Raw genomic sequence first — 12,101 nt, 5'->3', positions numbered from 1 at the left:
AGTTCTAGATTGGTGCGCGGGTAACAGCTCGCGGCTCTTAAGCTAAGGGGATTATCATGCGTAAGTCCGTCGTTGCCGTTGCCGCTGGCCTGTTGCTCGTTGCCGGCCAAGCCGCCGCCGCTGGCGCTTCCACCACCGTTCGCGTGGGTGACCGTATCGGCGCGACCGCCGATGCTTCCAGCGAATTCGCTGGCATTCCGCTGCCCGTTCTGCTGATCGGCGGCGCTGTCCTGATCGGCACCATCGCCGTCGTTTCCGACGACGACGCTGAAAGCGCCTAAGATTTTCGACATCGCGGCCCATTAGGTCGCGGTTTGGCTGACAATAAGCCGGATGCAGGACTGATCGTCTTGCATCCGGTTTTTTGCGTTCAGTACCTGGCCAGATCGCCATTCGGCAGCCGGCCCCGAATCGTCGAATAGTGCGGGTCAGTTCCGCCCGAGGCGACCGGCATGTTCGACCAGAAATCCATCCTCATCACCGGCGGCTCCGGCTCGTTCGGCAAGATGTATGTCCGCCGTATTCTGCAGACCTATCGCCCGCGTCGGCTGATCGTCTATTCGCGCGACGAGCTGAAGCAGTTCGAGATGCAGCAGGCGTTCAACGACCCCTGCATGCGCTATTTTCTGGGCGATGTGCGTGACAAGGAACGCCTGATCCAGGCGACACGCGACGTCGACTTCATCATCCATGCCGCGGCCATGAAGCAGGTGCCGGCATCGGAATACAATCCGACCGAATGTATCCGCACCAACGTCAACGGCGCTGAAAACGTCATTGCCGCCGCCCTGGAAAACAACGTCGACCGGGTCATCGCCCTGTCCACCGACAAGGCGGCCAATCCGATCAATCTGTACGGAGCCACCAAGCTCTGCTCGGACAAGCTGTTTGTCGCCGCCAACAACATGGCCGGAGGGCGCCAGACGCGCTTCTCGGTTGTGCGCTATGGCAATGTGGTGGGCTCGCGGGGCTCGGTCGTGCCCTTCTTCGCGAAACTGATCGCCGATGGAGCCCCTTCCCTGCCCATCACAGATCCGCGGATGACGCGCTTCTGGATCTCGCTGGAACAGGGCGTCGACTTCGTGCTGAAGAATTTCGAACGGATGCGCGGCGGCGAGATCTTTATTCCCCGCATCCCCACCGTCCGGATCCTGGATTTGGCCGAGGCCATGGCACCGGACCATCCCACCCATGTGATCGGCATCCGACCCGGCGAGAAGCTGCACGAGATCATGTGCCCGGCCGACGATTCCCACCTGACCTATGGCTTCGACGACCACTATGTGATCGCGCCGTCCATCCGCTTCTTCCATGCTGACATGGACTATTCGGTCAATGCCCTGGGCGAGCGGGGCACGCTTGTGCCGTCCGGGTTCGAATATAACTCCGGCACCAATCCGGAGGTTCTGGACGTCGAGACGCTGAGGGCCTTCAACGCACAGGCGGGTAGCTAGGCCCTACTCCAGCAGTGACCAGTTCATCGGCGTGCCCTTGGCCGCTGGCACGCGCAGTCGCCGACCCAGCAGCTCGCGGTAATGGCGCGGGTGCAGCCCTTCACCGGGGCGTACCGATCTCAGATTGTCCGGCGTAAGCGCCTCACCCGCCGCGACGTCTGCGGCGATGAACAACGACCGGCCATAGCGCGCATTGGAGGCGGCCTGCCCCCTGGGGCCATAGCGCACCTGACCCAATGCGGCCTCGGCCACGCGCACCCCGTCAACCAGGGTGGAGAATTCCTCTGGCGTCAGGGAAAAACTGGCGTCCGGCCCGCCGATGGCCCTGTCGAGGATGAAGTGTTTCTCGATCATACAGGCACCCAGGGCCACTGCCGCGATCGCCACCGCCGGATTGGTCGTATGGTCCGACAGGCCAGCTTTGCAGCCGAAGGTCTCGGCCAGGCTGGGAATGGTCCGCAAATCCGCATCTGCCGGATCTGCCGGATAGGCCGAGGTGCATTTCAACAGAGTGATGTCCTCGGCCCCCATCCGCCGGCAGGCCGACACCGCTTCCTCGATCTGACCCAGGCCCGCTATGCCGGTCGATATCACCATCGGCCGCCCCTTGGACGCCGCATGCTCGATCAGGGGGATGTCGTCGATCTCGAACGAGGCGATCTTGAACATCGGCACGCCCAGGCCGTCCAGAAAGTCTACCGCCGTCGCGTCGAAGGGCGAGGAAAAGAAGGCCAGACCGTTGCGCTCGGCCTCTGCCTGGATCGGCGCATGCCATTCCCACGGCGTCATCGCCTCTGCATACAGATCATGCAGGGTCCGTCCGTCCCACAAGGTGCCGCCACCGATGCGAAACGAGGGGCTGTCGCAGTCCAGGGTGATCGTGTCGGGCGTATAGGTCTGCAGCTTGATCGCATCCGCGCCAGCGGCCGCCGCCGCCCGCACCGTGTCCAGGCAGACCTCCAGCGACCCTCCGTGATTGGCCGACAGTTCGGCGACCATGAAGACGCGGTCGGGCCAGGCGAAGCTCATACGGCGGCCTCCTCGAACACGACCGGGGCCAGGCGCTGGCGATCATCGGCCCACCCTTCAGCGAACCGGGCCAGGGCCACGATGTCTTTCATCTCGCCGTCCTTCCGGTAGTGGCGGACAAATCGCCCCTCCTCGACGAAGCCGAACCGGTGATGCAGCCGGATCACCGCCGCATTGAACACAAAGACCTCGCAGCACAGCTTTTCGAGCCCAAGCGGACCGAAGACCTCGTCCAGGGCCAGATACTCCATCGCCGCTCCAGAGCCCCGCGGGGCGTCGGCCTCGCCCAGATAAAAGGCCCAGGTGCAACGTCCATGCTCGCGCCGGATGTCGGTGAAGGAGACAAAGCCGATGGGCCGTCCCTGATGCTCGAAGATGCGATAAGCCGCCCGCTCGTCCGCCAGGGCCCGCTCCAGCCAGAGGGCGTGTTCGGCAGGGGCAATGACGTGGTCGGTGTACATATTGGCCCGCACCCGGTCCTGGTTGCGCCAGGCCAGAACGCGATCGCCATCGGCGAGGGTCAGGGGCTTGAGGGCGCAGTCGGCCAGACGGGGCAAGGCGAAATCCTTTCGGCGGTCACCGCCTCGCGCATTGAATCCCGCCAGGGTTAACGAAGCGTGGGGACTGCCTCTGTCAGCCGGTCCAGCAGGCGATCGACACCGCCACCATCGACGGCCTGCTGGGCGCGTGCGGTGATGCCAGCGCGCCGCGCCGAGGGGGCCAGGGCCACCACCGCGCGCGCAACCTGCTGGTCCAGGTCCGGATCGTCCCACGCCCCGGCCGCCTCGAAGCCGGCCAGCGAGGGCCACAGCGCCAGGTTGGCCGCCTGGTTTGCTGCCACAGCGATCATCACCGTCGGCGTTCCGCAGGCCGCCAGCTCGAAGATCGTCTGACCTCCCGCACTGATGGCCAGATCGGCCTGGGCCATCAATCGCGCGACTGCGGCGGCGTCACGATCCAGGTAGGCTATCACGCCGGGCTCCGCCGGTGCAGGCCCCAAGACGTCGATGGCCGCCTCCGGCAGGAGGCGGCGCACGACAGAGACCACCCGTGCGCTCAGACTGCGGACATCTGTCCCGCCCAGGCTCACCAGCACTCGCCGTACTTGGTCCGACACCGCCGTGCGTTTCGGCACAATCCTGAAGGCCGGTCTCAGCGGTTGCCAGCGCGGCCCCATCAGCCATTCGGCCGCTCCCGCCCGGTCCGCCCTCTGCACGGCGGGGCTGACCACCAGCCCGCCCGGATAGGCCAGAGAGCCCAGATCATCGATGAAGACGGTCTGCTGCGCGCGGCCCAGCACACCCTCGGCCAGATCCTGTGAAAGCGCATAGGAATCGACCAGGGCGACTTCATCTGGCGCGATGTCGGGCAGAGGGCCGCTCTGCCAGGGCTGTCGCCGCACCGGACCTGTCTCCGCCGCCACACCGGCTGCCCGATCGTCTCCGTCTAGGATCCAGCGCACCTCACCGCCCCGTGCGCGCCACCCCTGGCCATAGGCTGAGCAGCGCACGACATGACCCAGGCCCCGCGCTGCGTCCCCCTCGGTCAGGATGACCAGGCATGGCAGCCGGCTCACGCCCCGGTCTTCCGCCACTGGTGTTTCAGTTCGGCCAGCCGCCAGTCCGCCTCGGTGTCGATATCCTGCGACTCCATGGGGTCCAGGACCAGGGTTCCGGCCCGCCCCGCGAACACCGATGCCCGCGACAGCCAGGTCGCCGCCGAAGCCCAGTAGAACTGACCCGCATCATGATAGGCCGGCTCCAGGTCCTGAGACCGGCTGGCATAGTGTTCGGGATGCAGCATGCTGGCCATGCCGTCCGCGTCGCGTCGCAAGGCCCGCTGAACCGGGGCCGGGAAGGCGACCAGAGCAAAGACACTGTCGAAACGGCCCGAGGCGAACATCTGTGCCCCCTCGGCCAGTCGCGCGGCCGTCAGCAGAGGTGCGGTGGGCAGGATGCAGCAGACCGCGTCGAAGGTCTGCCCCTTGTCGGCGTAGGCGCCGACCACCTCGGCCATCACCTCGACCAGGGTGGCGTGATCCCCCGATGTGGCCGGGCTGCGCCGGAAGGGCACCGACGCCCCCTCCTCTTCGGCCACTGCCGCAATCTCGGCGTCATCGGTCGAGACCATGACGGCGTCGAACAGGCCGCTGTCCAGGGCTGCGGCGATCGACCAGCCGATGATCGGCCGCCCGGCGAAGTGGCGAATGTTCTTGCGTGGAAACCGCTTGCTGCCGCCCCGGGCGGGAATGATGGCCAGCCGCTTCATGCCAGGGCCCGGACGGCAGCGATCACCTGGGCTACGTCGTCATCGGTCATGGCCGCATAGAGCGGCAGGGACAGGGCCTGGCAGTAATAGGCCTCGGCATTGGGGAAGGCAGCGGGATCAGTGGCCAGATGCTCTCTGTACCAGGGCTGTCGCGTCACGGGGATGTAGTGGACCTGACTGCCGATGCCCCTGGCCGCCAGGGTGGCCATCACCTCGGCCCTCGTCTGGCCCAGCGCCTCGAAATCGAACTGCGTGGTGAAGAGATGCCAGCCGATGCGCCGGTCGCCGGCGTCGGGCGGCAGGGTCAGCCAGTCCAGGCCCGCAAAGGCCCGGCGATAGTCGGCCACGATAGCCAGCCGCCGGTCGATGAAGCCATCCAGCTTCTTCAACTGGCTGGAGCCCAGCGCCGCCTGGATGTCCGTCATTCGATAGTTCAGGCCCATCGCCTGCTGTTCGTACCACCAGGGTCCCGGCTGGTCCGCCAGCCGCGTCGGATCGCGCGTAATGCCGTGGGACCGCAGCATCCGCAGTCGCTCATAAAGTTCGGCATCATTGGTGGTGATCGCCCCCCCCTCTCCCGTCGTCATCGTCTTGACCGGGTGGAAGGAGAAGACGGTCAGGTCCGCATGGAGCCCGTTTCCGACCCGCCCGCCGCCGGCATACTCCGAACCTATGGCATGGGCGGCGTCCTCGACGATCTTCAGCCCGTGGTCGCCGGCCAGCGCCTTCAGCGGTGTCATGTCGGCGGGCAGACCCGCGAAATGGACCGGGGCCAGCAGGCGGGTGGCGGGCGTGATCGCCGCCGCCACTGCCGACGGCGACAGGGTCAGGGTGTCCGGGTCGATATCGGCAAAGACCGGCGTCAATCCGACCTGGACCATGGTGTTGGACGTGGCGACGAAGGTGATGGGGCTGGTGATCGCCTCGCCTGACCCCAGGTCCAGAGCCATCATCGACAGGTGCAGACCGGCCGTCGCGCTGGACACCGCCACGGCATGGCGAGCCCCGACATAGTCGGCGATCTCACGCTCGAAGGCGTCGGTTGCCGGGCCCTGGGTCAGCATGGGCGCACGCAGGGCGGCCAGGACCGCCGCCTCGTCCTCGGCATCGATCCATTGGCGGCCATAGGGAATCTGGGTCACGCGCGCTTGGGTCCGATCAGACGGTTTCTGGGGGCAGCCTATCGTGAGTCGCACCGGTCGTTTCACTGGCCTTCCCGGCCCGCTCGTCTAGGATCGTCGCCAGCACGAGAGGCCGTTCAGCGGCCCGGATCTTCTTGGGGCAGGCCGATGGGCGAACCGATCCAATCCATCTTGATCGTTGGCGGCGGCACGGCCGGCTGGATGGCGGCGGCGGCCTTGAAGCGCGCGGCCGGGCCCCATGTCCAGGTGCAGCTGGTGGAGTCGGACGACATCGGCATCGTCGGCGTGGGCGAGGCCACCGTGCCGCCGATCCGCGACTTCAATGCCATGATCGAACTGGACGAGGCCGAGTTCATGCGCGAGACCCGCGCCAGTCTGAAACTGGGCATCCAGTTCAACGGCTGGGGCGGGGCCGACTCTGCCTATTTCCATCCCTTTGGCACCTTCGGAGCCGGACCAACGCTGGGGGACTTCCACCACATCTGGTTCAACCTGCATCGGCAGGGCCAGCTCAAGGGGCAGTTGGGCGGCGACCTGCACGATCATGCCATCTGCACCCAGGCAGCGCGTCGCGGCCGGGTCGGCCAGCGTGATCCCGATCCGCGCCGCGCCCCGTTGAACAGCCTGTTCACCGCCTATCACTTCGATGCCGGCCTCTATGCCCGCTACCTCCGCCGCGTCTGCGAGAGCCGAGGCGTCCAGCGGCTGGAAGGACAGGTGGTCGAGGTGCAGCAACGCCCCTCCGACGGCTTTGTCAGCGGGGTCAGGCTGGACGATGGCCGGGTGCTGGAGGCGGACCTGTTCATCGACTGCACCGGCTTTCGCGGCCTGTTGATCGAAGGCGCGCTGAAGGCGGGGTATGAGGACTGGTCCCATTGGCTTCCGATGAACCGGGCCATGGCCGTGCCCTGTGCCCGAACCGGCCCCCTGACCCCCTACACCACGGCCACAGCGCGGGCGGCCGGATGGCAGTGGCGCATCGGCCTGCAGCACCGCACCGGCAACGGCTATGTCTATTGCAGCGACCACATCACCGACGACGAGGCGCGAGAGACCCTGCTGGCCAATCTGGATGGAGAGGCCCTGGCCGAACCCCGGCCCCTGCGGTTCGTGACCGGTCGGCGAAAGACCTATTGGGACAAGAACGTCGTGTCGCTGGGCCTGTCGTCAGGCTTCATCGAACCGCTGGAATCGACCAGCATCCATCTGGTTCAGTCCGGCATCTACAAGCTGTTGCAGCATTTCCCGGACCGGGATTTCAGCCCCGCCAACACCGCTGCCTATAACCGGCGCCTGGGGCGCGAGGTGGAGCTGATCCGCGATTTCGTGATCCTGCACTATCACGCGACCACCCGCGACGACACGCCGTTCTGGCGGCGGGCGGCGGCGATGGCCATCCCCGACAGCCTGGCCGAGAGGGTAGAAGCCTTCCGCGACCGGGGCCTACTGTTCCAGGTCGGGGCCGACGAGTATTTCAGCATGGGCTCGTGGCTGGCCGTCATGGTCGGACAGGGGATCGTGCCGCGCTCCGGCAATCCGCTCTATGCCCTGGGCGACGCAGCCCGCTCTGCCGCCGGCATGACCGCCTTTGCCCAGCGGGTGGCCCAGATGGCGGACGCCCTGCCCGAGCACGAGGCCTTCCTGAAGTCCCGCAACATGTGGGCCCCGGACAGCACTGCGGCGGCGGCCTGATCGACCGCCGCCGCAGGATTTCCGTCGACCCCTAAAGGTCAGTGGCCGCCGGGCGTACCCACCACGACGTCGCCGCGCACCTTGGCCCGCGAAGCGAAGAAGGCGAACACGACCAGGATCAAATAGCCGGCCAGCGGCACGAAGAAGACCGGGTTCAGCGTGGGCGAGGTATCGGCGATATGGCCTGCGATCGGCGGCAGGATGGCCCCGCCGATGATGCCGAAGACCAGCAGACCCGACGTCGCCGGGATCGGCGCGGTCGACCGCTCCAGCGTCAGGGTGAAGATGGTCGGGAACATGATCGAGTTGAAGAAGCCGATCGCGATGGCCGCATAGGCGGCGGTCGGTCCCGTCGTCTGGGTGACGACCAGGCAGAGGGTCGCGGCGACCGCCGTATTGACGATCAGGATGGTGCTGGCGCGGATCGAGGTCAGCATCAACAGACCGCCGACCAGACGGCCCACCATGGCCCCGCCCCAGTAATAGGCGACCATGCTGCCGGCGGTGGCCAGCGGCACGTTCAGGATTTCGGGGCTGTGCAGGAAGTTGGTCAGCAGATCACCGATCGTCACTTCCGATCCGACGTAGAAGAAGATCGCCAGGGCCCCGAACACGGCCCAGGGCGACTTCAGCGCCACCAGGGGCGACATCCGGTCTTCGGCAGTCGGCACGGGGGCAGCGTTGTTGATGGTCTTGCGCGCGGTGAAGATGAAGCCCGCGACGACGGCGAAGAACACGCCCACGGCCAGGAAGGCCATGTCGATGCTGCGCAGGGATTCTGCCCGCGTGGCGGGATCAGAAATCACGGCGTCGGCCGCGAACACGCCACCGGTCAGCAGGATCGGCGCGGCGATCAACGGGCCCAGGGTGGTGCCGAGCGAGTTGAAGAACTGCGAGAAGTTCAGGCGGGCGTGCGAGCTCTTGGCCGAGCCGAGCGCCGCGACCAGCGGGTTGGCCCCGACCTGCAGCAGGGTCACGCCCGAGGCGATCACGAACAGGGCGATCAGCACGCCGGGATACCAGTCGACGATGGTGGCGATCGGCACGATCAGACAGCCCAGCACCATGGTCACCAGGGCCACGATGATGGCGCGGCTATAGCCCAGACGACCCAGGATGGCCGCGGCCGGGATCGAAGCGATGCCATAGGCGATGAACCAAGCGAAGGTGGTCAGGGTCGCTTCGGCATAGCTGAGCTCGAACACCCGGCGGACGGCGGCAATCAGCGGCCCGATCAGCGAGGTGACGAAACCCCAGGCAAAGAACAGGGTGGTGACATAGGCGAAGGCAAGGCCCGTGCCTTTGACAGGCGCCGCCTGCGGCGGCGTTGGCGTGGTCTGACTCATTTGGCTCCCCGAAACGGAACGCTGCACTCTTTTGGCGCGCGAACTCTGGTCGGCCTTGGTTCCACGGCAAATCCATGCGCGTAAAGCCTATTTTCGATGGCCGTAACGAAAAGTGGCCGGACGGGGGCCATAAGGCACCTGTCCGGCCGAAGTCGAAGGGCCACGCCGGGGGACGGCGGGCCGCTTCTTCAGGAGATCAGTAGCGGAAGTTCACGCCGAACAGGAAAGTCCGGCCATATTCCTGGTAGATGATGGTCTGGCGCTCATCCCCGTTCACATTGTTGGTGAACGGCTCGTCGGTCAGGTTGTTGACCTGAGCCAGGACGGACAGGCCTTCCAGAGGACCGGACTGGAACTGATAGCCGATCTGGGCGTCGATGATCGATTCCTCGACCACGTTCTGGAAGCCGCGCTGGCCACCGAACACCGCCACTTCGCCGACGAAGTCGGAGCGATAGCGGTTGCTGACGCGCGCCTGGAACCCGTCCTTCTCGTAATAGAGGGTCAGGTTGGCCACCGTTTCCGACAGGCCCGGAATGGGCTCGGACGGATTGCCCGGGTTGGGCTCGATGTCGCTCTCGGTCGAAGAGATCGAGAAGATGCCGCCGAACCCGTCGAGAGCCGGATGGATCAGGTCGAACGGGGTCGAGACCGAGAACTCGACGCCCTGGATGGAGCCGCCGTTGCCGTTCTGGGGCGAGGTGACCAGACCGTCGTTGGTGACCGCCACCGGGCCGCCCGTCGGGAAGCCGGTGAAGTCGAACGGCACGCTCTGATCGAACACATAGGTGTCCAGATCCTTGTAGAAGGCCGCGATCGAGAAATAGGCCGCACGTCCGAAATAGCGCTCGTACGAGACGTCGAACACATTGGCGATCCAGGGCCGCAGCTCGGGGTTGCCGCCGCCACCGCTCCAGGGCGAGTTCGGCGCCCCGACGACGTTGTTGGCATTGTTGAAGTTGTAGGTCTTGGACGCACGCATCTGGTCCATGCGCGGCCGGGCAAAGGTGCGCGACGCCGCCAGACGGATGTACTGGCTGTCGGCCACTTCGAAGATCAGGTTCGACGACGGATAGATCTCGACATAGCTGTCCCCGCCCGTAATCGGGGTCACCAGGCCGGTGCCGTTACCGCCCGTGGCCGCAAAACCGTCCGAGGACTGGTCGGTATAGACCACCTGGAAGCCGACGTTGCCGGTGACGGGCACAGCGCCCCACTGGGTGTCGATGTCGGCCTTGACGAAGGCCGTGGCGACCTTCTCGTTCACCGACCAGCTACCGGCCACGACGCCGGCGTCATCGTTGGCAACGCGGTTGTAGATGCCGCTGTTGACCAGACCGCTGACGTCATAGCTCAGGATGCCGCCGTCGATGCCGACGAAATCCAGCGACGTCGGCTCCAGCAGGAACTCATCCGGCACGCGCACACTGCCCGGCGAGGCGGCCAGGATCAGATAATACTGCTCATTGGTCAGCGATTTCTCGCGCTCGCTCAGATACAGCCCGCCCTCGATGCCGCTGAAGATGCCGTAGTCGATGTCGGCGTCGATCGAGAAGCGCGCCGCGATCAGCTCATCTTCGGTCGAGGGGCTGTTCAGATACCCGTCCTGACCATTGGGAGCCAGGGTGCCGCCCCAGCCCTGAGGGCTGGTCAGGCGGATCAGGTTCGGGTCCGAATAGTCCAGCGCCGTGGTGAAACGCGGGAACTCGCCGGGACGCAGGTCGAAGCCCAGGGTGTCGAGGGCGCCGTCGATGTTGCGGCCCGTGCCGGCCAGGGTTTCATAGCGGTCGAAATTACGCTCGGCGTGCGACCAGCTGAGGTCGGCTTCCAGCGTCATCGTATCGCTGAGATCGTACTGGGTGTTGAAGCCCAGGGCGTTGATCTCGGCGTCGAACGCGAACTCATAGTTCTGGACGATGGCCTTCACATTGCTGAAGGCCCCCTGGGTGATTAGGCCGTCCTCAACCGTATAGCCGGGCTGCAGCTGCGGGCCGGGACGGCAGGTCGCGACGGGCCCAGGGCAGGTGCCGGCGCTGCCACCCCACCACAGCGGAGCCTCGAGCCCGCGCAGAAGCTGGGTGTTGTCGAAGGTCGAGTGATAGGCATCGATGACCGTGCGGCTGCGGTCGTTCGGCCGGAACTCCAGCACGCCCATGAAGGCATCGCGCTGCAGGTCGCCGGACATCACCCGGAACTCGGCGCCGCCCAGCACCAGATTGCCGTCGGCAGCATTCGGATAGGGAGGGCCCCAGGCGCGGAATTGGGTGGCCTGATACGGCGATCCGGTGTGGGCATAACCCAGCGCCAGACCGATCGTGCCGTCTGCGAACTGGTCGATATAGGAAATGCTGTAGCGTTCGCCCGTGTCCTCGGACCCGGCGTTCAGAGCGCCCTTGTCGTTGACTTCCCAGCGATAGTTCATCGCCAGGGCACGACGCCCATAGGCCAGCGGACGCACGGTCTGCAGGTCGACGGTGCCCGCCAGACCCTGGCCCGTCAGGGTGGCGTCGGGGGTCTTGTAAACGACCACGCCGCTCAGCAGCTCGGACGGATACTGGTCGAATTCGACGCCGCGGTTATCGCCGCTGGACACCTGCTCGCGACCGTTCAGCAGAGCCGTGGTGAAGTCGGGACCCAGGCCCCGGACACTGACCACCTGGCTGCGGCCGTCCAGGCGTTGCGACGCCAGGCCCGGCAGTCGCGCTAGAGACTCGGCGATGGACACGTCCGGCAGCTTGCCGATGTCCTCGGCGGTGATGACCTCGACGATGGAGGTGTTGTCGCGCTTGGCCGCGATGGAGTTTTCCAGCGAGGCGCGAATGCCGGTCACGATCAGTTCGTCGACCTCGGTCGCCTCGGGCTCCGGCTCTTCCGCCGTCTGAGCGTGGGCTCCGCCTGCAAATGCCAGCATCAGCACGGCGCAAGCGGCGCCGCCCGTCATCAGGCGCGCACGACGCGTCAGTGTGTTGGCCGAAGCCATGGATTGTCTCATCTCGTCCTCCCTGGGCCGTCGCTTTCTGTCGAAGCGATCCGATGCCGTCGCAAACTTATGCAAACTTCTTCGACTGTTGCAACTCCTTAATGCATGGGGCTGAAGCGAGGCGGCTGAAATAAGGCGGACAAAACGCCGCAATGACGCGCCGCAACATAGGCCTGCGGCGCTTGCAGTC

Annotated in this window: 10 protein-coding genes; 3 read left to right on the top strand and 7 right to left on the bottom strand. The window is 65.9% G+C overall.

Annotated features, from left to right (window positions below; genetic code table 11):
• Positions 1–56: 56 nt before the first annotated feature.
• Complete coding sequence (locus JIP62_RS12985; RefSeq protein ID WP_201102577.1) at positions 57–281, top strand: hypothetical protein; 225 nt, start codon at positions 57–59, stop codon at positions 279–281.
• 171 nt (positions 282–452) lie between these two features.
• Complete coding sequence (gene pseB / locus JIP62_RS12980; RefSeq protein WP_201102576.1) at positions 453–1,454, top strand: UDP-N-acetylglucosamine 4,6-dehydratase (inverting); 1,002 nt, start codon at positions 453–455, stop codon at positions 1,452–1,454.
• Positions 1,455–1,457: 3 nt separating this feature from the next.
• Here pseB and pseI read toward each other — a convergent pair whose 3' ends face one another.
• From pseI to pseC, 5 genes are read right to left on the bottom strand one after another with little or no spacing between them, the layout of a single operon-like run.
• Positions 1,458–2,483, bottom strand: coding sequence for a pseudaminic acid synthase (pseI, locus tag JIP62_RS12975; protein WP_201102575.1), 1,026 nt, complete (start codon positions 2,481–2,483; stop codon positions 1,458–1,460).
• Complete coding sequence (pseH, locus tag JIP62_RS12970; RefSeq protein ID WP_201102574.1) at positions 2,480–3,040, bottom strand: UDP-4-amino-4,6-dideoxy-N-acetyl-beta-L-altrosamine N-acetyltransferase; 561 nt, start codon at positions 3,038–3,040, stop codon at positions 2,480–2,482. Before pseH ends, pseI begins: the two co-directional genes overlap by 4 nt.
• A 50-nt stretch (positions 3,041–3,090) precedes the next feature.
• Entirely contained in the window at positions 3,091–4,059 is a 969-nt protein-coding gene (locus tag JIP62_RS12965; RefSeq protein ID WP_201102573.1) for a hypothetical protein, read from the bottom strand.
• A complete protein-coding gene (gene pseF, locus JIP62_RS12960; RefSeq protein WP_201102572.1) occupies positions 4,056–4,751 on the bottom strand; it encodes a pseudaminic acid cytidylyltransferase in 696 nt (231 codons plus the stop codon). The genes JIP62_RS12965 and pseF overlap by 4 nt, the downstream gene beginning before the upstream one ends.
• Positions 4,748–5,893, bottom strand: coding sequence for a UDP-4-amino-4,6-dideoxy-N-acetyl-beta-L-altrosamine transaminase (pseC, locus tag JIP62_RS12955; protein ID WP_201102571.1), 1,146 nt, complete (start codon positions 5,891–5,893; stop codon positions 4,748–4,750). Before pseC ends, pseF begins: the two co-directional genes overlap by 4 nt.
• Before the next feature lie 147 nt (positions 5,894–6,040).
• On the opposite strand from pseC, the gene JIP62_RS12950 reads away from it, so the two are divergent.
• Positions 6,041–7,585 (top strand): tryptophan halogenase family protein, encoded by a 1,545-nt coding sequence (locus JIP62_RS12950; RefSeq protein WP_201102570.1) that lies wholly within the window; start codon positions 6,041–6,043, stop codon positions 7,583–7,585.
• A gap of 38 nt (positions 7,586–7,623) precedes the next feature.
• On the opposite strand, the gene JIP62_RS12945 is transcribed toward JIP62_RS12950, so the two are convergent.
• The gene (locus JIP62_RS12945; protein ID WP_201102569.1) at positions 7,624–8,931 is read right to left on the bottom strand and encodes a sugar MFS transporter; all 1,308 of its coding nucleotides are present in this window, start codon (positions 8,929–8,931) and stop codon (positions 7,624–7,626) included.
• A gap of 196 nt (positions 8,932–9,127) precedes the next feature.
• Positions 9,128–11,923, bottom strand: a complete 2,796-nt coding sequence (locus tag JIP62_RS12940) for a TonB-dependent receptor (RefSeq protein ID WP_230974760.1) — start codon at positions 11,921–11,923, stop codon at positions 9,128–9,130.
• Positions 11,924–12,101 lie beyond the last annotated feature (178 nt).

Origin of the sequence: Brevundimonas vitisensis (assembly GCF_016656965.1) — a bacterium.
GTDB classification, from domain to species: domain Bacteria; phylum Pseudomonadota; class Alphaproteobacteria; order Caulobacterales; family Caulobacteraceae; genus Brevundimonas; species Brevundimonas vitisensis.
This window is presented reverse-complemented; position numbering and strand designations above follow the sequence as displayed.